The following is a 26,133-nucleotide window of genomic DNA, read 5'->3' as shown; positions in this document are numbered from 1 at the left end:
TAGACGCACGTCCAAGAGTTAGCGAGGGTTTCGCTCGAGGCAACGCAAACCGTTGTTTCCGCGTACGAACCACGGCTTGGATGACCGGGTTCACCCTCAGCGAGCAATTCGGGAGTATCAAGTGAAATTCCGTCGGGTACTGGCGATCCCGGTCCTGGTAGCAACCGCGGCCCTCACCCTCACGGCGTGCGGTTCGGACGACACCGAGTCCGGCACGGTGGTGCGTATCGGCACCACCGACAAGGACAAGGCCTGGGACGTCTTCGAGCAGAAGGCCAAGGAGCAGGGCATCACGCTGAAGATCACCAACTTCTCCGACTACAAGCAGCCCAATGCCGCGCTGTCGCAGAAACAGATCGATGTCAACCTGTTCCAGCACCTGCAATTCCTCGGCCAGTACAACGTGGCGAGCTCGGACACGCTGACCCCGATCGGCTCGACCTACATCGTGCCGCTGGGCCTGTACTCCACCAAGCACAAGGCACTGGCCGACATCCCGGCCGGCGGTGAGATCGCGATCCCCAATGATCCGACCAACCAGGCCCGCGCGCTGTTCGTGCTCCAGGCCGCCGGACTGCTGAAGCTGACGGGCTCCTCCGCCCAGCCCACCCCCGCCGACATCGACAAGGGCGCCTCCAAGGTGAAGGTGACCCCGGTCGACGCCGCGCAGACCGCGCTGTCGCTGGCCTCGGTCGACGGATCGGTGATCAACAACACCTTCCTCGACCGCTCCGGCATCGACCCGCAGGCGGCCCTGTACAAGGACGATCCGAAGAACCCGTCCGCCGAGCCGTACATCAATGTGATCGTCACGCGGGCCGAGGACAAGACCAACCCGACCTACCTGAAGCTGGTCGAGATCTGGAAGGACCCGGCCGTGGCCGCCGCGCACGCGGAGGTCACCAAGAACACCGCGGTCGCCGTGACCCGTCCGGGCGCCGAGCTCGAGCAGATCCTCGACCGGGTGCAGCAGGGCATCCGCGCGAACAAGTGAGCGCACCCGACGCCGCCGTCGAATTCCGTTCGGTCACCAAGGTCTTCGGGCGCGGCGCCGAGCGGCACGTCGCGCTCGACGACGTCGATCTGCGGATCGAGGCGGGCGAGATCTTCGGCGTGATCGGCTATTCCGGAGCGGGCAAATCGACCCTGGTCCGGCTGATCAACGCCCTGGAGAAACCCACCTCGGGCACGATCACCGTCGCCGGCGCCCCGATCACCGGGGTGCGGGAGTCGGCCGTGCGCACCCTGCGCCGCGATATCGGCATGGTGTTCCAGCAGTTCAACCTGTTCCGGTCGCGCACGGCCGCGGGCAATATCGAATATCCGCTCAGGGTCGCGGGCTGGAAGCGCGCCGAACGCAAGGCGCGCGTCGCCGAGCTGCTCGACTTCGTCGGCCTCACCGACAAGGCGCGCGCCTATCCCGATCAGCTCTCCGGCGGTCAGAAGCAGCGCGTCGGCATCGCTCGTGCCCTGGCGACCTCGCCGTCGCTGCTGCTCGCCGACGAGGCGACCTCGGCGCTGGACCCGGAGACCACCGCCGAGGTGCTGCGGCTGCTGAAGAAGATCAATGCCGAGCTCGGGGTGACCATCGTGGTGATCACCCACGAGATGGAGGTGATCCGCGCGGTCGCCGACCGGGTGGCGGTGCTGGCCGAAGGCCGGATCGTCGAATTGTCGCCCACCTTCGATGTCTTCGCGGCACCGCGGGCCGCGTCGACCCGCTCGTTCGTGGCCACCGTGCTGCACAACCGGCCCGACGCGGCCGAACTCGAGCGGCTGCGCGACCTGCACGGTGGCCGGCTGGTCACCGTCGACGTCGACGACGACAGCGGGATCGGCGCCGCGCTGGCCGCCGCGGCCACGGCCGACGTGCGCTTCGAGATCGTCTACGGCGGGGTGAGCACGTTGCAGGACAAGACCTTCGGCAGCATCACCCTAGCGCTGCACGGTCCCGACGACGCGGTGGACCGCGTGGTCGCCGACCTGGAGCGGAGGGCGCGCTGATGGAGACCAACTGGGAGAAGTTGCGGCCCACGCTGTTCGAGGCGATCGGGACCACCGTCTATCTGGTGGGCGTGACCTTCGTGGTGGCCGGGGTGATCGGCCTGGCGCTGGGCACCGCGCTCTACACCACCCGCAAAGGCGGGCTGCTGGCGAACGCGCCGCTCTATCTGGTGCTCAACGTGCTGGTCAACATCGTGCGCCCGATCCCGTTCATCATCCTGCTGGCCGCGCTGGGTCCGGTCACCCTCGAGGTCGTCGGCACCACGATCGGCACCGAGGCGGCGCTGTTCGTGATGATCGTCGCGGCCTCGTTCGGCATCGCCCGGATCGTCGAACAGAACTTGGTGACGGTCGATCCGGGAGTGATCGAGGCGGCGCGCGCGGTCGGCGCGGGTCCGCTGCGGATCATTCTCACGCTGCTGATTCCGGAAGCGCTCGGGCCGCTGATCCTCGGCTACACCTTCGTGGTGATCTCGATCGTGGACATCTCCGCCATGGCGGGCACGGTCGGCGGCGGCGGCCTCGGCGATTTCGCGCTGGTCTACGGCTATCAGCAATTCGATTGGGAAGTCACGATCGTGGCGACGCTGATCATCATCGCCGGCGTGCAGGGCGTGCAGTTCTTCGGCAATTGGCTGGCCCGGAAGGTATTGCGGCGCTGAGAATATCGGCGACGAAGAAAAGCGGGGTGGGGGCCCCAAAGGGGCGCCCCCCCGGTGCGCGCCGTGGGGAGTAGGTGGCCGGGCGGGCGGGCCAGCTTACGCCCGGCCCGCGCGGCGGGGGCGCACCCCGGGGGGGGGCCGGCGGTGCGCTGATCCCGAGCACATCGATCGCCGAGCGCTCGGCCGCGGCCAGGGAGTGATCCCAGGACCAGCCGAAGCGGTAGTCGGCACCCTGCGCGACGGCGCCGCAGGCATTGCGGAACTCGACGACGATCTGGCAGTCCCAGACGCCGCACTCGGCCAGCGCGGCCTGGCTCGCGGCCGCCCAGCTGCCGTAGTTGACCGCCGAGGCGACCACGGCTTCCTTCGACGACAACGCCAGCGCGCCGTAGAGATCACCGGCGGCGGCCTGGAAACCACCGTCGCGCGAGACGGCCGTGTAACCCGGCGCCTCGGCGATCGCCACCCCGCTCTCGGCCGCCGCGGCCGAGCCCGCGTTCACGACGGTGAACGCGGCCACCGCGGACATGGCGGCCACACCCAGGGCATATTTGCCCATAACAGACATCAGTGAATCTCCCCATCGAAAAGTCGGCTTCGTAGTCGAAGCCGAACCAATCATGAACCGCCGCACGCGCCATCGAGAAATAGCTTTCCCGCCTAGCTCGCCGCGGCCAGCACGTCCCGCGCCCGCATGAGAGCGAAACCGAGCAGGTTGAGGCCCTGCCACCGGCCCGGATCGGTGGCGCGCGCGTCGTCGGCGGCCAGCCCGATGCCCCAGATCCGGTCCACCGGACTGGCTTCGACGAGCACGCGCGCGCCGGTGCCGAGCAGATAGGCGCGCAGGTCGTCGTCCTGGCCGAATTTGGCCACGCTGCCCGCGACGACGATCTCGAAGCGGGCGCGCTCCCAGACGGTGTCGTCGAAGGCGCGGATCTGTCTGCCCAGCTTCTTGGCCACGCTGGGATGGTTGGCCTCGAGCACGCGGGCGGCGGTGCGCTCGTCGTCGAACAGCAGCGCCTTGCGCCACATCATGTAGTGCTCGGCGCTGCGGAACGCGGTGCCGTCGACGACGAAATCGGTGGGCCACCACTGGCTCAGGCAGCTCGCACCGATCGTGCCGTCGGGGCGTGGGGTGTGCCCCCAGAACGCCAGGTACTTCGGTGTCGCACCCTGCTCGATCGCCTGGCGCAGCTGGTCGACGGTGTCGACGGTCATGATCCCTCCCCGGTTTTGGTCTAGTGAACCATATATCGGGGAGTCGGCCTCCGCCACCGGTTTCCGGTCAGGCCAGGCGCGCTTCCACGGTGGGGCCGGTGTGGAAGCTGCGCGCGATCATCGCCGAGCGCAGTTGCCACAGGCCCGAGCCCTGGGCCGGGTCCAGGCCGGTCAGCTGGGCGATGCGGCGCAGGCGATAGTCGACGGTGTTGGTGTGGATGTGCAGCAGGCGGGCCGTGCGCCTGCGATTCATATTGTTGGCGATGTGCACCCGCAGGGTCTCGAAGAGTTCGGGGTGGTCGTCCAGCGGCGCGAGCAGCTCGCCGAGGCGGGCCCGGCCGGGACCGGGACGGGTGAGCTGATACTCCAGGGCGAGGTCACCGAAGCGATAGAGGCCGGGTTCGCAATCGAGGCGTTCCACCATGTCGAGCAGCTCGTGCGCGCGCTCGGCGGCCGCCGGGATCTCCTCGGTGGTCGCTGGGACCAGCGCGCCGGTGACGTCGACATCGGCCGCGCGCGACAGCGTCGCGATCAGGGCGTCGATGGCGGTGGTGTCCATCAGCTCGGCCGGGACGAGCAGGGTTCCACCGTCCACCGACAGCAGCGACAACACCTGGTCGCCACCGTGGTGCGCCAGCGCCGCCTGCACCCGGCGCAGTGCGCGCCGGGCGACCACGGCCCGGTCGACCCGCGGGTCGGCGGCCTCGCCGCGGCGCCGGATCGACAGCGCCAGCACCGAATACGCGTCGGCGACGGCGATCCCGCACTCGCGCGCCATGGTGACCGTCGACTGGCCCGCCAGCAGCGCCGAGGTGAGCGTGTGCACGGCCGTGTGGTGCTCGCCCGCGACATCGCGGTGCTCACGGATGTAGGCACGGGTCACGGTGGTGCACAGCTGATCCGAGATCGCGACCGCCCGGCGGAAGCCGTCGAGCAGGCTCGCCCGGTCGTCGTCGGCGCCGGCGTCGAAGACCGCGTCGAAACTCAGCCGCACACCCTCGTGGAAGGCGTGCAGGATGGCGTCGATCGGCACACCCTCGCGCGCCCAGCCCGCCGCGGCGACCGAGAGCCGGTTCAGCCGCTCGGTCTCGTCGCGACCGTCGAGCATCCCGCCGACGATCTCCAGGCACAATCGCGTGACCGCGGTGACGTCACCGGAGATCGCGTCGCCGGGCAGCGTTCGACAGGTGGCCACGGTCTCGACGAAGTGGCTCACCAGCGTGCCCGACAGCGTCCGGACATCGCGCAGCGGCTGCCACATCGGGGCTCCGTCCACGGGGATCGTCATCATCGTCGACTCCTTCCACACCGCGTCGGCGGGGCCGGCGGTGGTTCAGCTGCCGTAGTGCCCGGCCCCTGTGATGGCCTACACTCCGGTTTCTCCGTGATCATGACTCTAGGATGAGCAACTGCTCACCTTCTACTCCTCTTTCGACCGAGGTCCCCGAATGCCACCGCACGCCGATAAGCAGCGCAAACGCCCCAAGCAGGATCGGGCGAAGGAAACCCGCACCCGCATTCTCACCGTGTCCGCTCATCTTTTCGGCACCCGCGGTATCGGCAACACCTCGACCAACCGGATCGCCGCCGAGGCGGGCATGAGCATCGGCACCCTGTACCGGTACTTCACCGACCGCGACGAGATCGTCAAGGAGCTCACCGACAGCCTGTTCCTGCAGGTCGAGGACCGTTACGCGCGGTTGCTCACGGTCTCCGCCGACAAGCCGCCGCGCGACGCCGTCGCCGAGGTCATCCGGATCGCCGTCGAGATCCTTGTCGCCAACGGCCCCCTGGTGCGGGCCTTGGTGGCCGATCTGCACTTCTACGGCAGCGGCATCCCGGAATTCGAGCCCCGGCTGCGGATGATCATGAAGCTCTACCTGATCCACCTGCTCGGCCCGACCAAGGACATCGATGTCGACACGATGGCCTTCGTCGTCCTCAACGCCGGTTTCGCCACCGCGCTGCGCTCGGTCGAGATGGAGGACGACGGCCTCGATCGCGAGGTCGTCATCGACCACACCGCCGACATGATCGGCGCCTGGATCGCCTCGCTCACCGAGCCGGAGCCGGAGCCGGTCTAAGCCCACCCACCGCGAAGGGCCCGGATCCCTGCGGATCCGGGCCCTTCGGTGATGCGGTGATCAGCGCGCGTTGGCCGTGCAGATCGTCTTGACGACGTGAGCCCCGCTCAGCGCGGCCGAACCCGTGTTCGCCAGCAGCGCCCGCGGTTCCAGCTCGCCCAGGGTGGCGTAGGCCGCGGTCTCCGCCTCACGGCTGGTGGCACCCGTGCCGACCCCGATCGCGCCGCCGTCGCCCTCGACGATGACACCGCAACCGTTGGCCCAGGAGGCCCAGATGTGGCAGTCGGCGAAATCGCAAGCGGCGAGCGCTTCGTCGGCGGCGGCCTCGGCGCTCGGCTTGTTCACGCTGTAGGCGAAGGCCCACTCCGCGTCGCTGAACGAGATCGCCGCGTGCAGGGTCTCCGCGTTCGCCGCACCGGCGCCGAAGACCGAACCCGCCGCAAGGCCGAGCGCCGCCACGGCGAGACCGGCCTTACCCAAGAAACTCATCGAACAATTCTCCTCTGGAAACTGCCCCGGAAATCCGGAGCCCCCAGATCATCGCCGAACACCGGCGTACATCCAATACCATTGAGCAAAATCACAGCGCGACAAACGAAGACATCACCGCGCGAACTCACCAGGGCCCGACGACGAATTCCAGCAGCGCCAGTCCGAGCGCACCCAGAAACGCCGCGCACACGCCGGCCGCGCCCGCTCGCAGATATGTCCGCCGGGTCGGCGCCGGATTCGCCCATGTCATCAGCAGCGCACCCAGCGCGCCCGCCGCCGCGAGCACCACAGCGCCGCCGAGTACCAGGTAGAAGAGGCTGCCGACCGCCGCGGTCAGGGCGCCACCGATTCCACGGGTATAGCCGACGAGCGGCACGGGGAATCGATAGACAGCAGCGGTCGTCGCGGCCGCCACCGGCGCGAGAACTACCGCGGCGAGGCCGCCGACGAGCGCGTGTCGACCGCGTTCGGCGACAATGCTCCTGCTCGACTCGGCCATTCCTCCATAATGCTCGCCCCGCCCTCGACCGCAACCACATATCGGCCCACAGCGGCGATTTCGACGGTGGCGCAGAGACCGAAAAAGGTCCGGATTCCCAAGGAATCCGGACCTTTTCGCGATGTTCGCTAGACCGTGAAGCCGAGAGCGCGCAGCTGTTCGCGGCCGTCCTCGGTGATCTTGTCCGGGCCCCACGGGGGCATCCAGACCCAGTTGATCTTCAGGTCCTCGACCAGGCCGCTGCGCACCAGGGCGTTGCGGGACTGGTCCTCGATGACGTCGGTCAGCGGACAGGCCGCCGAGGTCAGCGTCATGTCGAGGGTGGCGACATTGTCGTCGTCGACGGACATGCCGTAGACCAGGCCGAGGTCGACGACATTGATGCCGAGCTCGGGGTCGACGACATCGCGCATGGCCTCCTCGAGATTCTCGAGGTGCTCGGCCTGTTCGGGCGTCAGCTCCACCTCGGGAGCGGCGGCCTCGGTGGCTTCGACAGCCGGTGTCTCACTCATCACGCTTCCCCATTTCCCATGGCAGGCTTCACTTCTTCGGCCGAGGCGATCCGCACGACGGCGTCCTTGAACGCCATCCACCCCAGCAGCGCGCACTTCACGCGCGCGGGGTACTTGGCGACACCGGCCAGGGCGATACCGTCGCCGATCACGTCCTCGTCACCGTCGACGGTGCCGCGGCTGGAGATCATCTCGCTGTAGGAGTCGACCACCTTCAGCGCCTGCTGCACCGGCAGCCCGATCACCTGATCGGTGAGGATCGAGGTGGCGGCCTGGCTGATCGAGCAGCCCTGCCCGTCGTAGGAGACGTCGGCGACCTCGCCCGCGTCGTCGATGTGCACGCGCAGGGTCACCTCGTCACCGCAGGTCGGGTTCACGTGGTGCACTTCGGCACCGAACGGTTCCCGCAGCCCGCGGTGGTGGGGATGTTTGTAATGGTCCAGGATCACTTCCTGGTACATCTGCTCCATGCGCATGACTTATGCAACTCCACAGTGTCTGATCATCGGCCCTCGCTTGCGCTCACGCCGAAGAAGCTCTGGGCCTTCCGCACGGCCTGCACCAGCGCGTCCACCTCGTCGAGGGTGTTGTACACGGCGAACGACGCGCGCGCGGTCGCCGCGACGCCGAACTTGCGGTGCAGCGGCCAGGCACAGTGGTGCCCGACCCGGATCGCGACACCCTGGTCGTCGAGGATCTGACCCACGTCGTGGGCGTGGATACCGTCGACCACGAACGACACCGCGCCGCCGCGGTCCACGTTCTCGGTCGGCCCGATGATCCGCACGCCCTCGATCGCGCCGAGGCCGTCGAGCGCGGCGCCGGTCAGCGCGTGCTCGTGGGCGGCGATCGCGTCCATGCCGAGGTCTTCCAGGTAGCGGACCGCGGCGGCCAGCCCGACGACCTGCGAGGTCATCGGCGTGCCCGCCTCGAAGCGCTGCGGCGGCGGCGCGTAGGTGGTCCGCTCCATCGTGACGGTCTCGATCATCGACCCGCCGGTGATGTAGGGCGGAGTCTCCTCGAGCAGCGCCCGACGGCCGTACAGTCCACCCACACCCATCGGGCCGAGCATCTTGTGGCCGGAGAACGCGGCGAAGTCCACGCCGAGCTCCCGGAAGTTCACCGCCATGTGCGGCACCGACTGGCAGGCGTCGAGCACGACCAGCGCGCCGACATCCTTGGCCCGGCGGACCAGCTCGGCCACCGGCGCGACCGCACCGGTCACGTTCGACTGGTGGGTGAACGCGAGCACCTTGGTCGCGGGCGACAGTTCGAGCGAATCCAGGTCGATGCGGCCGTCGTCGGTGATGCCGTACCACCGGAGCGTGGCGCCGGTGCGGCGCGCGAGTTCCTGCCACGGCACGAGATTCGCGTGATGCTCGAGCTCGGTGATGACGATCTCGTCGCCCGGGCCCACCTTGTAGGGGAATCGGTCGTCACCGAAAGCGTTGGCCACCAGGTTCAGCGACTCGGTCGCGTTCTTGGTGAACACGATCTCCCCGGCGTCGGCACCGACGAAGCGGGCGATGGCGACGCGGGCGTCCTCGTAGGAGTCGGTCGCCTCCTCCGCCAGCTGGTGCGCACCGCGGTGCACGGCCGAGTTACGGGTGAGCAGGAAGTCACGCTCGGCGTCCAGCACCTGCAGCGGACGCTGCGAGGTCGCCCCGGAATCCAGGTACACCAACGGTTTCCCGTCCCGGACCGTGCGGTTCAGGATCGGGAAGTCGGCCCGGATCCGGGCGACGTCGAGGGCGGGACCCGAGAGAGACACAGCGGTCATCGTCGTCAGGCTCCAGCGGTGGCGGAGGTGAAGCGCACGTAGCCGTTCGCGTCGAGTTCCTCGGCCAGCTCGGAGCCACCCTCGGCGACGATCTTGCCGTTGACGAACACGTGCACGAAGTCGGGCTTGATGTAGCGCAGGATGCGGGTGTAGTGCGTGATCAGCAGCACGCCGCCGTTCTCGCGCTCCTTGTAGCGGTTGACGCCCTCGGAGACGATGCGCAGCGCGTCGACGTCGAGGCCGGAGTCGGTCTCGTCGAGGATCGCGATCTTCGGCTTGAGCAGGCCCAGCTGCAGGACCTCGTGGCGCTTCTTCTCGCCACCGGAGAAGCCCTCGTTCACGCTGCGGTCGGCGAAGGCCGAGTCGATCTCGAGCTCCTTCATCGACTCCTTCACCTCCTTGACCCAGGTGCGCAGCTTGGGGGCCTCGCCGCGGACCGCGGTCGCGGCGGTGCGCAGGAAGTTCGACATCGAGACACCGGGGACCTCGACCGGGTACTGCATGGCCAGGAACAGGCCGGCGCGAGCGCGCTCGTCGACCGACATCTCCAGCACGTCCTCACCGTCGAGGGTGATGGTGCCCTGGGTGACGGTGTACTTCGGGTGACCGGCGATCACATAGGACAGCGTCGACTTGCCCGAGCCGTTGGGGCCCATGATGGCGTGCGTCTCGCCGGACTTCACGGTCAGGTTCACGCCGTTGAGGATCTGCTTGGACTCACCCTCGGGGGTGGTGATCTCGGCGTGCAGGTCCTTGATTTCCAAGGTGGTCATCGAATTCGAATTCCTTCGTGGGGAGTATGAGGGGTGTCAGATGCCGACAGTGGCGAGCTCGGCCTCGATGGCCGCCTCCAGCCGCTCCCGGACCTCGGGGACCGTGATCTTCTGGATGATCTCGTGGAAGAAGCCACGCACCACCAGACGGCGGGCGACGTCTTCGGGAATGCCGCGCGAGCGCAGGTAGAACAGCTGCTCGTCGTCGAAACGGCCGGTGGCACTGGCGTGTCCGGCACCGGCGATCTCGCCGGTCTCGATCTCCAGGTTCGGCACCGAGTCGGCGCGCGCGCCGTCGGTGAGCACCAGGTTGCGGTTGGCCTCGTAGGTGTCGGTGCCCTCGGCGGCCGCGCGGATGAGCACGTCGCCGACCCACACGGTGCGGGCATCGCCCTTGGGGGACTTCGGATCGCCCTGCAGCGCACCCTTGTACAGCACGTTGGACTTGCAGTTGGGCTCGGCGTGGTCGACCAGCAGGCGCTGCTCGAAATGCTGGCCCGCGTCGGCGAAGTACAGGCCGAACAGCTCGGCCTCGCCGCCGGGACCGGCGTAGCGCACGGTGCCGGTGAGACGCACCAGGTCGCCACCGAGGGTGGCGGCGAAGTGGCGCACGGTGGCGTCGCGGCCCAGCTTCAGATGATGGGCGGTGGCGTGCACGGCGTCCTCGGCCCACTCCTGGACGGCGACGACGGTCAGCTTGGCGCTGTCGCCCAGCACGAATTCGACGTTCTCGGCGTAGGTTCCGCTGCCGCGCTGGTCGAGGACCACCGTGGCGACGGCGAAGTTGTCCAGGCGCACCTGCAGGTGGCCGTAGGCGGTCTTGCCCTCGCCGGGACCGGTGACGGTCACGGTGATCGGGTCGGAGACCTCGGTCTCCTGGCCGACGGTGATCACGGTCGCCGACTCGAAGCCCGAGTAGGCCTGGGCGGCGACGCGATCGGCGGGGGTACCGGCCTGGCCGAGGCGGACGTCGGTGCGGTCCACCGTCTCCACGGTGACACCGGCGACCTCGCTCACCTCGACGGTGGCCCGACCGTCGCGCACCGCGGTGCCGTCGTGCAGGCCGCGCAGCCGGCGCAGCGGGGTGAACCGCCACGCCTCGTCACGGCCCGACGGCACCTCGAACTGGTCGACGTCGAACGAGGTGAAGACCTCGCCCTTGTTGACCGCGGCACCGGCGCCCGGATTCTGAATCGGCGTCTCGAGCGACGACATCAGCCAACGGCCCCTTCCATCTGCAGCTCGATGAGCCGGTTCAGTTCCAACGCGTATTCCATCGGCAGTTCCTTGGCGATGGGCTCGACGAAGCCGCGCACCACCATCGCCATCGCCTCGTCCTCGGTCAGACCGCGGCTCATCAGGTAGAACAGCTGATCCTCGGAGACCTTGGAGACGGTCGCCTCGTGGCCCATGGTCACGTCGTCCTCGCGGATGTCGACGTAGGGGTAGGTGTCGGAGCGGCTGATCGTGTCGACCAGCAACGCGTCACACTTCACGGTCGACTTCGAGCCGTGGGCGCCCTTGTTGATCTGGACCAGACCGCGGTACGACGCGCGACCGCCGCCACGCGCCACCGACTTCGACACGATGGTCGAGGAGGTGTGCGGGGCCAGGTGCAGCATCTTGGCACCGGTGTCCTGGTGCTGGCCGACGCCGGCGAACGCGACCGAGAGCACCTCGCCGTGGGCGTGCTCGCCGGTCATCCAGACCGCCGGGTACTTCATGGTGACCTTGGAGCCGATGTTGCCGTCGACCCACTCCATGGTGGCGCCCGCCTCGGCCTTGGCCCGCTTGGTGACCAGGTTGTAGACGTTGTTCGACCAGTTCTGGATGGTCGTGTAGCGGCAGCGGCCGCCCTTCTTCACGATGATCTCGACGACCGCGGAGTGCAGCGAGTCGGACTTGTAGATCGGGGCTGTACAACCCTCGACGTAGTGGACGTAGGCGTCCTCGTCGACGATGATCAGCGTCCGCTCGAACTGGCCCATGTTCTCGGTGTTGATCCGGAAGTAGGCCTGCAGCGGGATGTCGACGTGCACGCCCGGCGGCACGTAGATGAACGAGCCACCCGACCAGACGGCGGTGTTGAGCGCGGAGAACTTGTTGTCACCGGCGGGGATCACCGAGCCGAAGTACTCCTGGAAGATCTCCGGGTGCTCCTTGAGCGCGGTGTCGGTGTCGAGGAAGATGACGCCCTGCTTCTCCAGGTCCTCGCGGATGGAGTGGTAGACGACCTCGGACTCGTACTGCGCGGCGACACCGGAGACCAGCCGCTGCTTCTCCGCCTCGGGGATGCCCAGCTTGTCGTAGGTGTTCTTGATGTCCTCGGGCAGGTCTTCCCAGCTCTCGGCCTGCTTCTCCGACGAGCGCACGAAGTACTTGATGTTGTCGAAGTCGATGCCGTCGAGGTTGGAACCCCAGTTCGGCATGGGCTTGCGATCGAAGATGCGCAGGGCCTTGAGGCGGATGTCGAGCATCCACTCCGGCTCGCTCTTCTTGGCCGAGATGTCGCGAACGACAGCCTCCGACAGGCCGCGTTGCGCGCTGGCACCGGCCACATCCGAATCGGCCCAGCCGTAACCGTAGTTGCCCAGCGAGGCGATGGTCTCGTCCTGGGTCAGCGGTTGCACCTGGTCGGTGGTCGTCGTCATTCGGCACTCCTTCCGGAGTCGTTCGTTCGTCCCGCCGCGGGCTGTGCGGCGGATGGGGTGGAAGCTGTTTTCGGGAGCGCGACCAGCGGTACGTGGGTGGTGCAGGCGCAATCGCCGTTGGCGATGGTCGCAAGTCGCTGGACGTGGGTGCCGAGCAGGTCCCGGAAAGCGTCCAGTTCTGCGTCGCACAACTGCGGGAACTCCTCGGCCACGTGGGCCACGGGGCAGTGGTGCTGACAGATCTGCACACCGGCGCCGACCTGGCGGGTGGTGGCGGCGAAGCCGGCCTCGGCGAACGCTTCCGCGATCTCCTCGACCTTGGCCTCGATGACGGGGGCCGTGTGCTCGGCGGCCGGCTCGATGCCGTCGACGATGGTGCGGACCCGCTTGCGCGCGAACTCGGCGATGGCCGCCTCGCCGCCGATCTCGCCGAGCTGGCGGATCGCCGCGCCGGCCAGATCGTCGTAGGCGTGGCCGAGATTGCCCCGGCCCGCCGCGGTCAGCTGGTACTGCTTGGCCGGGCGGCCGCGGCCCTTCTGCTGCCACGGCGCCGACCGGCTCGCCCGTGCCTGTCCGGCGTCGATGAGCGCGTCGAGATGCCTGCGCACGCCCGCGGGCGCGAGCCCGAGCGCGGCGCCGATCGCGGTCGCGGTGATCGGGCCGTCTTCGAGCAGCAACTGGACGATGGCCGCCCTGGTGTGCCCTTCCTGCGCGGTCGCCGCTGGACCGGCGGACGACCGGGCGCCGGTCGTCTTACGACCGGTCCCGTCCACGTCTGTCCGCAAACCCACGGTTTTCACAACACCAGTGTGGCGGAATTGCTTCCCTAAATCTAATAAGGGTCACCTGACAAAGGGTGCCCTGACCTGCGATGAAGATCGTCCGACACCGCAACCGCTGGGTAAAACCGCTGGTGCGGACCACGCGCACGCGCCGGACCGCGCCACCGGGGTGACCCATCGCACACGACCGACGACCGTTCCGATGCCCGCCGAATTACGCAATACCGGTGTCGCGCCCCGGCGCCCTGTCGCGTCGCGGTCGGCCCGACAGGGCGCCGGGGCCGTGGCACGATGACGAGGTGTCCAACCCGCCCGCACCGACGTGTGTCCGCCATCCCGACCGCCCCACCGGCCTCGCGTGCACCCGGTGCGGCAGGCCCGCCTGCCCCGAGTGCCTGCAGCCCGCCGCCGTCGGTCAGCACTGCGTGGACTGCGTGCGCCAGGGCCGACGCGACGTGCGCCAGGTGCGCACCGTCGGCGGCGCCGCGGCCGGGGCCGCCGCGGTCCCGTATATCACCTACGGGCTGATCGCGGTCAACGTGCTCGTCTATCTCGTGACCGCCGCCCAGGCGGGCAGCCCGATGGACAACTATCGCGGCTCGGCGCTGTTCCGGGAGTTCGTGCTGGTCCCGCTGCTGGTGGCCGACGGCGAATGGTGGCGTCTGCTCGGCTCGGGCTTCCTGCACTACGGCGCGATCCACCTGCTGGTCAACATGTTCGCGCTCTATGTCGTCGGCCGTGACCTCGAGCGGGTGCTCGGCCGGGTGCGGTTCGGCTGTGTCTACCTGATCTCCCTGCTCGGCGGTTCCGCCGCGGTGATGGCCCTGTCCGACACGGTCGTCGCGACCGCGGGCGCCTCGGGTGCGGTGTACGGCCTGTTCGGCGCGGTCACCGTGACGCTGATCCGGCTGCGCCAGAGCCCGACGCCGATGCTGGTCGTGATCGGCGTCAACGTGCTGATCAGCTTCTCGCTGCCCGGCATCTCGCTGTGGGGTCACCTCGGCGGACTGGCCGCGGGCACGCTGGCCGCGCTGGGCATCCTGTTCGTGCCCGAATGGCTGTCGGCGCGCTCGCCCGAGGCCGCGCGGCGGATCGGGTGGGCGTCGCTCGGTGCGGTGGCGGTGGCGTGTGTGGCCGTCATCGTGGCGGCCACGCTGACGGTGCGCAGCGACATCCCGGCCGTGCCCATCCAGGTGTCGGCCCCCGGCACCGAGGCGCCGGCGCCGCGCTAGCCGCCCCGATCCGCGCTGGTCGCCGACGCGGCCCCGACCGGAGCGCCACCGGTCGCGGCGCGTCACACTAGGCTCGCTCACCGTGGCGGTACTGGAGGGCGCGGCGCGCAAGACACTGGCGTTCGGGAGGCGAGCTCTCGGGCTCGATGTGTCGACGCCCGATCACACCGTCGCGGTGCTGCACCGCGACGAGAACGAGGTGCCCGGGCTCGATCGGCGCGAGCGCGCGCAGCTGGATCGCATCCGCCTGATGGGCGCCACCGGCGCGGTCCTCATGGCGATCGCGGCGCTGGGCATCGGCGCGCAGCCCGTCCACCAGAACCCCGTCTCCGGCATGCGGGTGCTCGGCATCTTCGCGCGAGCGCACACCGGTTCGCTGGCGATGTGCATGTTCGGCACCGTGCTGGTGATCGGGGCGTGGCTGTTGCTCGGCCGCTTCGCGGTCGGCGGCCTGGCCGGGTCGCCGGTGCACCGGCTGACCCGATCGCAGCTGGACCGCACGCTGCTGCTGTGGATCATCCCGCTCAGCGTGGCGCCGCCGATGTTCAGCAACGACGTCTATTCCTATCTGGCGCAGAGCGAGATCGCCGCGCGCGGCATCGACCCGTATCTGGAGGGTCCGGTCGCCGGTCTCGGCATCGACAACGTCCTGACCAACAATGTGCCGACCATCTGGCGCGACACCCCCGCGCCCTACGGCCCACTGTTTCTCTGGATCGGCCGCGGCATCGCGGAACTGACCGGGGACAACATCATCGCCGGAGTGTGGGTGCACCGGCTGCTCGCGCTCGCGGGCGTGGCCCTGATCGTGTGGGCGCTGCCGCGGCTGTCGGTGCGCTGCGGTGTCGCCCCGGTGAGCGCGTTGTGGCTGGGCGCGGCCAACCCGCTGGTGCTGTTCCACCTGGTCGGCGGCGTGCACAACGACGCGCTGATGCTCGGTCTGATGCTGGCGGGGGTGGAGCTGATGCTGCGCGCGATCTACGGGGAAGGCGGCACACCCGACCGGCTGACCGAGACCGGACTCGCGCCGTTCGACGCCCGCGCCTACGGACTGCTGATCGGTGGCGCGGTGGTGATCACGCTGTCGTCGTCGATCAAGTTCACCTCGATCATCGCGCTCGGCTTCGTCGGGATGGCACTCGCCCGCCGCTGGGGCGGCGATCTCAAAGCCGTCGTCAAGGCCGCGCTGCTGCTCGGCGTGATCGCCGGGGTGACAACACTGTTCGTGAGTTCGGTCAGCGGCCTGGGCTTCGGCTGGATCTTCACCCTCAACACCGCCAGCGCGGTGCGCAGCTGGATGTCGCTGCCGACCGTCATCGGCATCATCACCGGCTTCGGCGGCGTGCTGCTCGGCCTCGGTGACCACACCACCGCGCTGCTGTCGATCACCCGTCCGATCGCGGCGGCGGTCGCGGCCTACATCACGGTGCGCATGCTCGTCGCCACCGGCACCGGGCGCCTGCATCCGGTCGGCGCGCTCGGCGTCTCGCTCGGCGCGATCGTGCTGCTGTTCCCGGTGGTGCAGCCCTGGTACCTGCTGTGGGCGATCGTGCCGCTGGCCGCCTGGGCCACCCAGCCGGTGTTCCGCGTCCCCGCCGTCGCGTTCTCCGCGGTCGTCTCGATGCTGGTGATGCCGCGCGGCGCGGAGTTCCAGGTCTTCCAGATCATCGGCGCCGCACTGGCCGCCGCGGTCTGCTTCGCGTTGTTCTTCGCGCTCACCCGGCACTCCCTGCCGTGGCGGGCTCAGCCGGGGGTGTCGGCTCCGTCACAGGAGGGCACGGCTTACCGTGTGACATCGTGACAAGTCGCTCCGGACCCGCTGTTAGCGTCGACGGCGTGGTCAAGCGCTACGGCGAGACCACCGCGGTCGACGGCCTGCGGTTCGATGTCGAACAGGCCCAGGTGTTCGCGCTGCTCGGTCCCAACGGCGCGGGCAAGACCACCACCGTCGAGATGTGCGAGGGCTTCGTGCGTCCCGACGCGGGCACGGTCCGCGTCCTCGGCCTGGACCCCCTCGCCGATTCCGAGCAGCTGCGCCCGCGCATCGGCGTCATGCTCCAGGGCGGCGGCGCCTATCCGGGCGCGCGGGCGGGCGAGATGCTCGACCTGGTCGCCGCCTACTCCGCCGACCCGATCGACCCCGACTGGCTGCTGTCCACCCTCGGCCTGCAGGACAACCGGCGCACGCCCTACCGCCGCCTGTCCGGCGGCCAGCAGCAGCGGCTGGCGTTGGCCTGCGCGCTGGTCGGCAGGCCCGAGATCGTGTTCCTCGACGAGCCGACCGCCGGTCTGGACGCCCAGGCGCGCCTGATCGTGTGGGAGCTGATCGACGCCCTGCGCCGCGACGGCGTGAGCGTCGTGCTGACCACGCACATGATGGACGAGGCCGAGCAGCTCGCCGACCAGCTGGTGATCATCGACCACGGCGAGATCGTCGCCCAGGGCACGCCCGCCGAGGTCACCGCGCACGGCGCCGCCGGCCAGCTGCGCTTCTGCGCGCCACCGAAACTCGATATCGGCCTGCTGAAATCGGCTCTGCCGGAAGGCTTCTCGCCCCGGGAGACGACACCCGGCACCTACCTGGTCGAGGGCGAGATCAACCCGCAGGTGCTGGCGACCGTCACCGCCTGGTGCGCCAGGATGAACGTGCTCGCCACCGACATCCGCATCGATCAGCGCCGCCTCGAGGACGTCTTCCTCGAACTGACCGGACGGGACCTGCGCGGATGACCGAGACCACCGGCCGATTCCGGCCCGGCACCTTCGCCCCCGCCCCGCGCCCGGCCGCCCGGCGCGCGATGCTCCTCGCGCAGACCGGCCTCGAACTGAAGCTGCTGCTGCGCAACGGCGAACAGCTGCTGCTCACCATGTTCATCCCGATCACGCTGCTGATCGGCCTCACGCTACTGCCGTTCGGCGAGCTCGGCGAGCACCGGGTCGACAAGGTGGTGCCGATGGTCATGATGACCGCGGTGATGTCGACCGCGTTCACCGGCCAGGCCATCGCCGTCGGCTTCGACCGGCGCTACGGCGCGCTCAAGCGGCTGGGCGCGACCCCGCTGCCCCGCTGGGGCGTGATCGCGGGCAAGTGCGCGGCGGTGCTGATCGTCGTGGTGTTGCAGGCGATCCTGCTCGGCGCGATCGGCGTCGCCCTGGGCTGGCGACCGGGCATCGGCGGCCTGGCGCTCGGCGCGCTGGTGATCGCGCTCGGCACCGCGACCTTCGCCGCGATGGGCCTGCTGCTGGGCGGGACGCTCAAGGCCGAGGTCGTGCTGGCGCTGGCCAACATCCTCTGGTTCATCATGCTCGGCGTCGCCAGCCTGGTGCTCGTCGGCGACTCGCTGCCCGATGTGCTCACGGTGCTCGTGCGGTTGGTGCCCTCCGGCGCGCTGGCGTTCGCGCTGGAGTCGGCGCTGACGGGCGTGGTCGACTGGTTCGGAGTCGCGGTGCTCGCCGTGTGGGGCGTGGTGTGCGGCTGGCTCGCGACCCGCCTGTTTCGGTTCAGCTGAGTGATCAACGACGCACTGTAGTAGCCCTGGTATCGGTCGGGATTTCGCGGCCAGTACCATCGTGACGTGCTGTATCGCGCCTTCGTTGGCCTCGTCGACCGGCTGCCGCTCCCCTCGCTGCGGGTGCAGCGGCTCATCGCGCTCGCGGTGATCCTCAGTCAGGCCGGAATCTCGGTGACCGGCGCCGTCGTGCGCGTCACCGCCTCGGGCCTGGGCTGCCCGACCTGGCCGCAGTGCTTCCCCGGCAGCTTCACCCCGGTGGGGGTGTCGGAGGTGCCGGTCCTGCACCAGACCGTCGAATTCGGCAACCGGATGCTCACCTTCGCGGTGACGCTGTGCGCCGCGCTGATCGTGCTCGCCGTGGTCAGGGCGCGGCGGCGGCGCGAGGTCCTCGTCTACGCGTGGCTGATGCCCGGTGGCACCGTCGTGCAGGCGATCATCGGCGGGATCACCGTGCGGACCGGCCTGCTGTGGTGGACCGTGGCCGTGCACCTGCTGGCCTCGATGGTGATGGTGTGGCTGGCGGTGGTGCTGTACGCCAAGATCGGCCAGCCCGACGACGGCATCGACACCGTCCAGGTCCCCACTCCCCTGCGCTGGCTCACCGCGCTGAGCGGCGTCGCCCTCGCCGGCGTGCTGATCGCGGGGACCCTGGTCACCGCGGCGGGCCCGCACGCGGGTGACAAGAGCATCGAGCGGCCGGTCGCCCGGCTCGAAGTCGAGATCGTCACGCTGGTGCACCTGCACTCGCAGCTGCTCGTCGGCTATCTGGCGCTGCTGATCGGCCTGGCCTTCGGCCTGTTCGCCGTCGGCATCACCCCGGCGATCCGCACCCGCCTGTACGTGCTGCTCGGCCTGGTGCTGTCGCAGTCCCTCGTCGGCATCGTCCAGTACTTCACCGACGTTCCCGCCGCGCTGGTCGCCCTCCACGTCGGTGGCGCGGCCGCGTGCACCGCGGCCACCGCCGCGCTGTGGGCCGCGCTGCGAATCCGCGAGACGGTGGACGCACCCGCCGCGGTGTCCCCGGCCGCCGCGCACTGACCTCCCACGACGACGACAGCCCGCGATCCGAGGATCGCGGGCTGTCGTGCGTTCGTGCCGGGCTCAGGCGCCGGCGAACAGCTTCCAGTTGCGCGCCTTGGGGAACTTGGTCTGATGGGCGACCCAGCCCGCCATCTTCTTCCAGTGCGACGCGGTCGGCGTCACCACGGAGACCAGCTCGCGGTTCCACTCGTCGGTCGCGGTGAGCCCGTCGACCCGCTCGACGAGGGCCTTCGCGGTCGCCAGGTCGGCCACCACCCGGTCACCGAGGATGCCGTCGGCGCCGACCAGCGTGATGCGCACGCCCTGCTCGCCGAGGTACTGCAGCACGGCCGTGCCCGAACCGCCGTGCTCGGCGACGAACTCGGCCACGGACTTCTCGACCTCGGCAGGCACCTTCACGGCGACCGGGGCGGCGGTGGTAGCACTCATGGCCGAGAGTTTACCGGCCGGTAGTCGCGAGTCCACCCCCGAGTGGCGTCGAACACGGGGTGTACAAAGGAGACTCATGCGCGCGATTCAGGTTTCCGAGCACGGTGGTCCCGAGGTCCTGCGGTACGTCGAGGTGGCTGATCCGCAGATCGGGCCCGGTCAGCTGCTGGTCGACACCCGGGGTGTCGGCGTCAACTACATCGACATCTACTTCCGCACCGGCCAGTACCCGCAGGCCACGCCCTATATCCCGGGCTCGGAGGGCACCGGTGTCGTGACGGCGGTCGGCGCGGAGGTCACCGAGTTCGCGGTGGGCGACCGGGTCGCCTGGGCCGCGGCGCCGGGCAGCTACGCGGACCGGGTCGCCGTCGACGCGGCGGTGGCGGTGCGGGTACCCGACGGCGTCGACACGACCGTGGCGGCCGCCGCGCTGCTGCAGGGCATGACCGCCCACTACCTGGTGGAATCGGTGTTCCGGCCCGAGCCGGGCGACCCGGTGCTGATCCACGCGGGCGCGGGCGGGGTCGGCCTGCTGCTCACCCAGATGGCCGCCGCCAAGGGCGCGCGGGTGATCACCACCGTCTCCACCGACGACAAGGAGAAGCTGTCCCGCGAGGCGGGTGCCGCCGAGGTCCTGCGCTACGGCGACGACCTGGCCGCACGGGTCCGCGAACTCACCGACGGCGAGGGCGTCGCCGCGGTCTACGACGGCGTCGGCGCGAGCACGTTCGAAGCCGGCCTCGCATCGCTGCGGGTACGGGGCACGCTGGCCCTGTTCGGCGCGGCCAGCGGCGCGGTCCCGCCGTTCGACCCGCAGCGCCTCAATCCCGCCGGTTCCCTGTGGCTGACCCGTCCGTCCCTGGGCGCTTACACCCGTACCCGCACCGAATTGCTGTGGCGCGCAACGGATGTCTTCGACGCCATCGCGGCGGGCACGCTGACCTTCCGCATCGGCGCGACCTACCCCCTCGCGGACGCGGCCCAGGCCCATCGGGATCTCGCCGCCCGCAAGACCACGGGTTCGCTGGTCCTGCTGCCCTAGGCACACGGCCCAGGAGCTGGCCGACCGGAACGCGCCCGCGCTGACCCTGACCCTGACCGATCTGTCCTGGGTCACGGTGTGGCGCACCGACATCCGCCTCGCCGCGCGGTTGCGCGACGGCCGGATCCTGCTCGCGGGCGGCGCCGCCCACGTCCGCCGACCGGCGGCCTAGGCCTCGATACCGGGGTCCAGGACGCCGACAACCTCGGCTGGAAACTGGCGGCGGCGCTGGCGGGCGACCCGGCCCCGCTCGACACCTACGAGCCGGAACGCCGCACCGTCGCGGCCCGGGTCCGCGGCCTGAGCACCGAGCTGCTGGACAAGCTGGTCGACGGCGACGAGGACGCGATGCGCCGCGGCCCCGAGACCCGCCAGCTCGGCATCTCCTACCGCTCCCCCACCGACCGGGGTCCGTTCGTCGCAGGCGATCGCGCGCCGGACGCACCGCTCGCGGACGCCACGGGCACGCTGCTGCGTTTCGCGCCGACGACCGAGGCCGCGGGCACACCGCCGCCGTCCGGGCTCGCGGCGAACAGCGCCTCCCTCCGCACGTGCCCCGTGCGCACGGTCGAGATCCGCCCCCGGCACGTCGGTGCTGATCCGCCCGGACGGACATCTCGCCCGCCGCTGGTGAGCCCGAGGTGGACCGACAACGACGGCGGCCGGGCAGTCACTGCCCGGCCGCCGTTCCTCCGAGAGAGCTACAGCCCGATGAACGAGCCCACCGTGTCCCAGCCGAGCACCGAATCCACGGCCAGACCACAGAACACCACGGCCAGATAGTTGTTCGACTGCAGGAACAGCCGCAGCGGCTTCACCGACTCGCCGCGGCGCACCCCGGCGTAGAGCTGGTGCGCCATCAGCAGGAACCAAGCGCCCGCGACCAGCGCGACGGCGGCGTAGATGACACCGGTCGCCGGGACCAGGGCGAGCGTGGCCAGCACGGTCAGCCAGGTGTAGATGACGATCTGCTTGGTCACGACCTGCTCGGTCGCGACCACCGGCAGCATCGGCACGCCCGCCGCGCGGTAGTCCTCCTTGTAGCGCATCGCCAGCGCCCAGGTGTGCGGCGGCGTCCAGAAGAAGATGACGGCGAACAGCACGATCGCGGGCCAGCCGATGGTGCCCGTGACCGCGGACCAGCCGACCAGCGCGGGCATGCAGCCCGCGGCGCCGCCCCAGACCACGTTCTGCGAGGTCCGGCGCTTGAGGCCCTTGGTGTAGACGAAGACGTAGAACAGGATCGTCGCGACGACCAGTACGCCGCTGAGCAGGTTGGCCTGCCACCACAGCCACGCGAACGAGATCGCGCCCAGGGCCACACCGAAGACGAGCGCGTGCCTGGTCGGCACCGCATCGCGGGCCAGCGGGCGTCGCGCGGTCCGCTTCATCACCTTGTCGATGTCGGCGTCGGCGACACAGTTGAGGGTGTTGGCGCTGGCCGCGCCCATCCAGCCACCGAACAGGGTGACCAGGATCAGCCGGATGTCGACGGTGCCGCGATCGGCCAGCAGCATGGTCGGGATGGTGGCGACCAGCAACAGCTCGATGACGCGCGGCTTGGTGAGCGCGATGTAGGCCAGCGGCTTGCGCAGTACCTTGGAGACGAGACCGTCTCCGGTGAGGCGATCGGCCAGTGCCGTCGAGGAATTGTGCGCACCGCTACTACCCGGCTGGGGATCGATCCGCACTGTTTCTCCTCGCACGCTGTGCTTCGCATCCGGCATTGGAACGAGCAGCGCGCGGCTGCGGCGCGGCCACTACTACAGACGATGGTAGACCCACGCCGGTGCCGCTCCACGCCAGGGCCCCGCCACCGTGGGCGCGGTCACTGCGCCGTCGATGGCCTCGCGGCGGCCCCACCCGGTGGTGAACCGGCATCGACATGCAGGTGAACGGCACCGCGGACACGCCACCGTCCGGCGCGCCGATCGATGCCGCCCACACCGGGAGACGACGCCCGGGTCGGCACTAGACTCACAACCAGGGTTCGCGCCGGTCCCACCGAGCACCACCACTAGGGTATGGATGTACATCGGTACGCACCCCCGGCCGCGTGCGATCCGCATCAGACACCCATCGCCGCTGCCATGTATCGCCGTCGACGAAACCTAGGTCAGGAGAACCACGGTCGTGTCAGTCACAGACGACATTCGCGCCCTCACTCAGCGGAACTACCCCAGCGACTGGACGGACCTCGACACCAAGGCCGTCGACACCGCCCGCGTGCTCGCCGCCGACGCGGTGCAGAAGGCGGGCAACGGGCACCCCGGTACCGCGATGAGTCTCGCGCCGGTCGCCTACACGCTCTTCCAGCGCACCATGCGCCACGACCCGGCCGAGCCGCGCTGGGTGGGCCGCGACCGGTTCGTGCTCTCCTGTGGGCATTCCAGCCTCACCCTCTACGTGCAGCTGTACCTGGCCGGTTTCGGCCTGGAGCTGACCGACCTCGAGAACCTGCGCCAGTGGGGCTCGCTGACCCCGGGCCACCCCGAGTTCCGCCACACCGACGGCGTCGAGATCACCACCGGCCCGCTGGGGCAGGGTCTGGCCTCCGCGGTCGGCATGGCGATGGCCGCCCGCCGTGAGCGTGGCCTGTTCGATCCCGAGGCCGCGCCGGGCACCAGCCCGTTCGACCACTTCATCTACACCATCGCCTCCGACGGCGACCTGCAGGAGGGCGTCACCGCCGAGGCCTCCTCGATCGCGGGCACCCAGCAGCTGGGCAACCTCGTGGTGATCTACGACGACAACGAGATCTCCATCGAGGACGACACCGACATCGCCTTCACCGAGGACGTCGCCAAGCGCTACGAGGCCTACGGCTGGCACGTGCAGATCGTCGAGGGCGGCGAGGACGTCGTGGCGATCGAGGCGGCCATCGCGGCGGCCAAGGCCGAGACCGGCAAGCCGTCGATCATCATCCTGCGCACCATCATCGGCTTCCCCGCGCCGAACAAGATGAACACCGGTGGCGTGCACGGCGCGGCGCTGGGCCCCGACGAGGTCGCCGCCGTGAAGAAGGCGCTCGGCTTCGATCCCGAGAAGTCCTTCGACGTCGACCCGGCCGTCATCGAGCACACCCGTGCGGCCCTCGGCCGCGGCGCCGAGGCGAAGGCGAAGTGGCAGCAGAGCTTCGACGCGTGGGCCGAGGCCAACCCGTCGAACAAGTCGCTGTTCGACCGCCTGCAGGCCCGTGCGCTGCCCCAGGGCTGGGTCGAGGCGCTGCCGACCTTCGAGACCGACCCGAAGGGCATGGCCACCCGCAAGGCGTCGGGCAAGTTCCTCGCCGCCGTCGCCGACGAGCTGCCGGAGCTGTGGGGCGGTTCGGCCGACCTGGCCGAGTCCAACAACACCACCATGCCCAACCAGCCGAGCTTCGGTCCGGAGTCGATCTCGACCGGCATGTGGAAGGCGCAGCCCTACGGCCGCACCCTGCACTTCGGTATCCGTGAGCACGCGATGGGCTCGATCCTCAACGGCATCGCGCTGCACGGCCCGACCCGCCCCTACGGCGGCACCTTCCTGGTGTTCTCCGACTACATGCGCCCGGCCGTGCGCCTGGCCGCGCTGATGCGGGTGCCCGCCATCTACGTCTGGACCCACGACTCCATCGGTCTCGGCGAGGACGGCCCCACCCACCAGCCGATCGAGCACCTGGCCGCGCTGCGCGCGATTCCCGGCCTCAACGTGGTCCGGCCCGGCGACGCCAACGAGACCGTGCACGCCTGGCGCACCATCCTCGAGCGCGACTCCGACGAGCACACCTCGCACTTCGCGACCTACGACGCGCCGCACCAGGACGGCCCGTCCGCGCTGGCGCTGACCCGTCAGGACGTCCCGACCCTGGCCGGCACCAGCTACGAGGGTGTCAAGAAGGGCGGCTACATCCTGGCCGAGGCCTCCACCGGCACCCCGCAGGTCATCCTGATCGGCACCGGTTCCGAGCTCCAGCTCGCCGTCGCCGCGCGCACTACGCTGGAGGAGCAGGGCATCCCGACCCGTGTGGTCTCGATGCCGTGCGTGGAATGGTTCGACGCGCAGGAGCAGGGGTACCGCGACGAGGTGCTGCCGCCCTCGGTGCGCGCCCGGGTGGCCGTCGAGGCCGGTATCGCGATGCCGTGGCACCGGTTCGTCGGCGACGCGGGTGAGGTCGTCGGGATCGAGCACTTCGGCGCCTCCGCCAACTTCAAGAAGCTGTACTCCGAGTTCGGTATCACCGCCGATGCCGTCGTCGCCGCCGCGCTGCGTTCGACCGACAAGGTGAAGGGGTAAAACCAATGGCACAGAACGAGAATCTCGCCGCGCTCTCGGCCGCGGGGGTCTCGGTGTGGCTCGACGACCTGTCCCGTGATCGGATCAAGTCCGGCAATCTCGCCGACCTGATCGCGACCCGCAGCGTCGTCGGTGTCACCACGAACCCGAGCATCTTCCAGGCCGCGCTGAGCCAGGGCCACGACTACGACGGTCAGCTGAAAGAGCTGGCCGCTCAGGGCGCCGACGCCGACGCCGCGATCCGCACCATGACCACCGACGACGTGCGCGCCGCCTGCGACGTGCTCGCCCCGGTGTTCGAGGCCAGCAACGGTGTCGACGGTCGGGTGTCGATCGAGGTCGACCCGCGCTTCGCCTTCGACGCGGACAAGACCGTCGCCCAGGCCATCGAGCTGTGGAAGATCGTCGACCGCAAGAACCTGTTCATCAAGATCCCGGCCACCGAGGCGGGCCTGCCCGCCATCACCGCGGTGATCGGCGAGGGCATCAGCGTCAACGTGACGCTGATCTTCTCGGTGCCGCGCTACCGCGCGGTGATGGGCGCCTACCTCGACGGCCTGCGCAACGCCAAGATCGGCGGCCACGACCTGGCCAAGATCCATTCCGTCGCTTCGTTCTTCGTCTCGCGCGTGGACACCGAGATCGACAAGCGTCTCGAGGCCATCGGCACCCCCGAGGCCCTGGCGCTGCGCGGCAAGGCCGGCGTCGCGAACGCCCGGCTCGCCTACGCCGAGTACCAGGACGTGTTCGACGGTGGGGCGCACACCTCCACCTACAACCACCTGGCCGCGCAGGGCGCCAACCGGCAGCGGCCGCTGTGGGCTTCGACCGGCGTGAAGAACCCGGACTACTCGGACACCCTCTACGTCACCGAGCTGGTCGGCCCGAACACCGTGAACACGCTGCCGGAGAAGACGTTGCAGGCCTTCGCCGATCACGGCGAGGTGCGCGGCGACACCCTCAGCGGTCTGGCCGGGGAGGCCGCGCAGGTCTTCGCCGACCTGAGCGCGGTCGGCATCGACCTCGACGACGTGTTCGCCCTGCTCGAGCGCGAGGGCGTCGACAAGTTCGAGGCGGCCTGGAACGAACTGCTGGAAGCCACCACCGGCGAGCTGAACTCCGCGGCGGCGGGGGGCAACTGACCC

26 protein-coding genes and 1 pseudogene are annotated in these 26,133 nt (G+C 69.7%); 13 read left to right on the top strand and 14 right to left on the bottom strand.

Going from position 1 to position 26,133, the window contains the following annotated elements:
• Window positions 1–121: 121 nt before the first annotated feature.
• From ACIO52_RS14130 to ACIO52_RS14120, 3 genes are read left to right on the top strand one after another with little or no spacing between them, the layout of a single operon-like run.
• Entirely contained in the window at window positions 122–994 is an 873-nt protein-coding gene (locus ACIO52_RS14130; protein WP_402644057.1) for a MetQ/NlpA family ABC transporter substrate-binding protein, read from the top strand.
• Window positions 991–2,004 (top strand): methionine ABC transporter ATP-binding protein, encoded by a 1,014-nt coding sequence (locus ACIO52_RS14125; RefSeq protein ID WP_316575287.1) that lies wholly within the window; start codon window positions 991–993, stop codon window positions 2,002–2,004. Before ACIO52_RS14130 ends, ACIO52_RS14125 begins: the two co-directional genes overlap by 4 nt.
• Complete coding sequence (locus tag ACIO52_RS14120) at window positions 2,004–2,666, top strand: methionine ABC transporter permease (RefSeq protein ID WP_316575288.1); 663 nt, start codon at window positions 2,004–2,006, stop codon at window positions 2,664–2,666. Before ACIO52_RS14125 ends, ACIO52_RS14120 begins: the two co-directional genes overlap by 1 nt.
• Here ACIO52_RS14120 and ACIO52_RS14115 read toward each other — a convergent pair.
• From ACIO52_RS14115 to ACIO52_RS14105, 3 genes are all read right to left on the bottom strand, one after another.
• On the bottom strand, window positions 2,599–3,225 hold the full coding sequence (locus ACIO52_RS14115; RefSeq protein ID WP_402644052.1) for a DUF4189 domain-containing protein: 627 nt from the start codon (window positions 3,223–3,225) through the stop codon (window positions 2,599–2,601). The genes ACIO52_RS14120 and ACIO52_RS14115 overlap by 68 nt on opposite strands.
• 101 nt (window positions 3,226–3,326) lie before the next feature.
• The gene (locus ACIO52_RS14110) at window positions 3,327–3,884 is read right to left on the bottom strand and encodes an NADAR family protein (RefSeq protein WP_402644049.1); all 558 of its coding nucleotides are present in this window, start codon (window positions 3,882–3,884) and stop codon (window positions 3,327–3,329) included.
• A gap of 67 nt (window positions 3,885–3,951) precedes the next feature.
• Complete coding sequence (locus tag ACIO52_RS14105) at window positions 3,952–5,175, bottom strand: helix-turn-helix domain-containing protein (RefSeq protein WP_316575291.1); 1,224 nt, start codon at window positions 5,173–5,175, stop codon at window positions 3,952–3,954.
• Window positions 5,176–5,332: 157 nt separating this feature from the next.
• On the opposite strand from ACIO52_RS14105, the gene ACIO52_RS14100 reads away from it, so the two are divergent.
• Entirely contained in the window at window positions 5,333–5,968 is a 636-nt protein-coding gene (locus ACIO52_RS14100; RefSeq protein ID WP_218718226.1) for a TetR/AcrR family transcriptional regulator, read from the top strand.
• A 60-nt stretch (window positions 5,969–6,028) separates the two neighbouring features.
• On the opposite strand, the gene ACIO52_RS14095 is transcribed toward ACIO52_RS14100, so the two are convergent.
• The 9 genes from ACIO52_RS14095 to ACIO52_RS14055 all read right to left on the bottom strand — a co-directional run bounded on the left by ACIO52_RS14095 (window position 6,029) and on the right by ACIO52_RS14055 (window position 13,466).
• Window positions 6,029–6,457: a DUF4189 domain-containing protein gene (locus ACIO52_RS14095; RefSeq protein WP_218718227.1), complete on the bottom strand. Its 429-nt coding sequence runs from the start codon at window positions 6,455–6,457 to the stop codon at window positions 6,029–6,031.
• Window positions 6,458–6,584: 127 nt separating this feature from the next.
• Window positions 6,585–6,959 (bottom strand): hypothetical protein, encoded by a 375-nt coding sequence (locus tag ACIO52_RS14090; protein ID WP_316575293.1) that lies wholly within the window; start codon window positions 6,957–6,959, stop codon window positions 6,585–6,587.
• A 128-nt stretch (window positions 6,960–7,087) separates the two neighbouring features.
• The gene (locus ACIO52_RS14085) at window positions 7,088–7,471 is read right to left on the bottom strand and encodes a metal-sulfur cluster assembly factor (RefSeq protein ID WP_218718229.1); all 384 of its coding nucleotides are present in this window, start codon (window positions 7,469–7,471) and stop codon (window positions 7,088–7,090) included.
• Window positions 7,471–7,947, bottom strand: a complete 477-nt coding sequence (gene sufU, locus ACIO52_RS14080; RefSeq protein WP_316575295.1) for a Fe-S cluster assembly sulfur transfer protein SufU — start codon at window positions 7,945–7,947, stop codon at window positions 7,471–7,473. The genes ACIO52_RS14085 and sufU overlap by 1 nt, the downstream gene beginning before the upstream one ends.
• A 26-nt stretch (window positions 7,948–7,973) precedes the next feature.
• Window positions 7,974–9,251, bottom strand: a complete 1,278-nt coding sequence (locus tag ACIO52_RS14075) for a cysteine desulfurase (RefSeq protein WP_316575296.1) — start codon at window positions 9,249–9,251, stop codon at window positions 7,974–7,976.
• 5 nt (window positions 9,252–9,256) lie between these two features.
• A complete protein-coding gene (gene sufC, locus ACIO52_RS14070; protein ID WP_316575297.1) occupies window positions 9,257–10,024 on the bottom strand; it encodes a Fe-S cluster assembly ATPase SufC in 768 nt (255 codons plus the stop codon).
• 36 nt (window positions 10,025–10,060) lie between these two features.
• Window positions 10,061–11,239 carry a Fe-S cluster assembly protein SufD gene (gene sufD, locus ACIO52_RS14065; RefSeq protein ID WP_218718233.1) on the bottom strand — a complete coding sequence of 393 codons (1,179 nt, stop codon included), beginning with the start codon at window positions 11,237–11,239 and terminating at the stop codon, window positions 10,061–10,063.
• Window positions 11,239–12,675 carry a Fe-S cluster assembly protein SufB gene (sufB, locus tag ACIO52_RS14060; protein ID WP_218718234.1) on the bottom strand — a complete coding sequence of 479 codons (1,437 nt, stop codon included), beginning with the start codon at window positions 12,673–12,675 and terminating at the stop codon, window positions 11,239–11,241. Before sufB ends, sufD begins: the two co-directional genes overlap by 1 nt.
• Complete coding sequence (locus tag ACIO52_RS14055) at window positions 12,672–13,466, bottom strand: transcriptional regulator (RefSeq protein WP_308248463.1); 795 nt, start codon at window positions 13,464–13,466, stop codon at window positions 12,672–12,674. Before ACIO52_RS14055 ends, sufB begins: the two co-directional genes overlap by 4 nt.
• Before the next feature lie 290 nt (window positions 13,467–13,756).
• Between ACIO52_RS14055 and ACIO52_RS14050 the strand changes: the two genes are divergently transcribed.
• The 5 genes from ACIO52_RS14050 to ACIO52_RS14030 all read left to right on the top strand — a co-directional run bounded on the left by ACIO52_RS14050 (window position 13,757) and on the right by ACIO52_RS14030 (window position 19,239).
• The gene (locus ACIO52_RS14050; protein ID WP_316575299.1) at window positions 13,757–14,689 is read left to right on the top strand and encodes a rhomboid family intramembrane serine protease; all 933 of its coding nucleotides are present in this window, start codon (window positions 13,757–13,759) and stop codon (window positions 14,687–14,689) included.
• Window positions 14,690–14,771: 82 nt separating this feature from the next.
• On the top strand, window positions 14,772–16,490 hold the full coding sequence (gene mptB / locus ACIO52_RS14045; protein ID WP_218718237.1) for a polyprenol phosphomannose-dependent alpha 1,6 mannosyltransferase MptB: 1,719 nt from the start codon (window positions 14,772–14,774) through the stop codon (window positions 16,488–16,490).
• The gene (locus ACIO52_RS14040; RefSeq protein ID WP_218718238.1) at window positions 16,487–17,419 is read left to right on the top strand and encodes an ABC transporter ATP-binding protein; all 933 of its coding nucleotides are present in this window, start codon (window positions 16,487–16,489) and stop codon (window positions 17,417–17,419) included. The genes mptB and ACIO52_RS14040 overlap by 4 nt, the downstream gene beginning before the upstream one ends.
• On the top strand, window positions 17,416–18,198 hold the full coding sequence (locus ACIO52_RS14035; RefSeq protein WP_218718239.1) for an ABC transporter permease: 783 nt from the start codon (window positions 17,416–17,418) through the stop codon (window positions 18,196–18,198). Before ACIO52_RS14040 ends, ACIO52_RS14035 begins: the two co-directional genes overlap by 4 nt.
• 66 nt (window positions 18,199–18,264) lie before the next feature.
• Window positions 18,265–19,239: a heme A synthase gene (locus tag ACIO52_RS14030; RefSeq protein ID WP_218718240.1), complete on the top strand. Its 975-nt coding sequence runs from the start codon at window positions 18,265–18,267 to the stop codon at window positions 19,237–19,239.
• 63 nt (window positions 19,240–19,302) lie between these two features.
• Here the strand turns inward: ACIO52_RS14030 and ACIO52_RS14025 are convergent, their stop codons facing one another.
• On the bottom strand, window positions 19,303–19,671 hold the full coding sequence (locus tag ACIO52_RS14025; protein WP_218718241.1) for a hypothetical protein: 369 nt from the start codon (window positions 19,669–19,671) through the stop codon (window positions 19,303–19,305).
• A 76-nt stretch (window positions 19,672–19,747) separates the two neighbouring features.
• Between ACIO52_RS14025 and ACIO52_RS14020 the strand changes: the two genes are divergently transcribed.
• Window positions 19,748–20,713 carry a quinone oxidoreductase gene (locus tag ACIO52_RS14020; RefSeq protein WP_316575301.1) on the top strand — a complete coding sequence of 322 codons (966 nt, stop codon included), beginning with the start codon at window positions 19,748–19,750 and terminating at the stop codon, window positions 20,711–20,713.
• Window positions 20,714–20,789: 76 nt separating this feature from the next.
• A pseudogene (locus ACIO52_RS14015) lies at window positions 20,790–21,496 on the top strand (FAD-dependent monooxygenase).
• Here the strand turns inward: ACIO52_RS14015 and ACIO52_RS14010 are convergent.
• Window positions 21,415–22,404 carry a heme o synthase gene (locus ACIO52_RS14010; protein ID WP_218718243.1) on the bottom strand — a complete coding sequence of 330 codons (990 nt, stop codon included), beginning with the start codon at window positions 22,402–22,404 and terminating at the stop codon, window positions 21,415–21,417. The pseudogene ACIO52_RS14015 and the gene ACIO52_RS14010 overlap by 82 nt on opposite strands.
• A 442-nt stretch (window positions 22,405–22,846) precedes the next feature.
• Between ACIO52_RS14010 and tkt the strand changes: the two genes are divergently transcribed.
• Window positions 22,847–24,988, top strand: a complete 2,142-nt coding sequence (gene tkt / locus ACIO52_RS14005; RefSeq protein WP_218718244.1) for a transketolase — start codon at window positions 22,847–22,849, stop codon at window positions 24,986–24,988.
• 5 nt (window positions 24,989–24,993) lie between these two features.
• Window positions 24,994–26,130 carry a transaldolase gene (gene tal / locus ACIO52_RS14000; protein ID WP_402644035.1) on the top strand — a complete coding sequence of 379 codons (1,137 nt, stop codon included), beginning with the start codon at window positions 24,994–24,996 and terminating at the stop codon, window positions 26,128–26,130.
• Window positions 26,131–26,133: the final 3 nt, after the last annotated feature.

It is taken from the genome of Nocardia sp. NPDC087230 (assembly GCF_044744725.1).
Lineage (GTDB): Bacteria > Actinomycetota > Actinomycetes > Mycobacteriales > Mycobacteriaceae > Nocardia > Nocardia canadensis.
The sequence above is the reverse complement of the archived record's forward strand: the minus strand, read 5'-3'. Positions and strand labels throughout refer to the sequence as shown.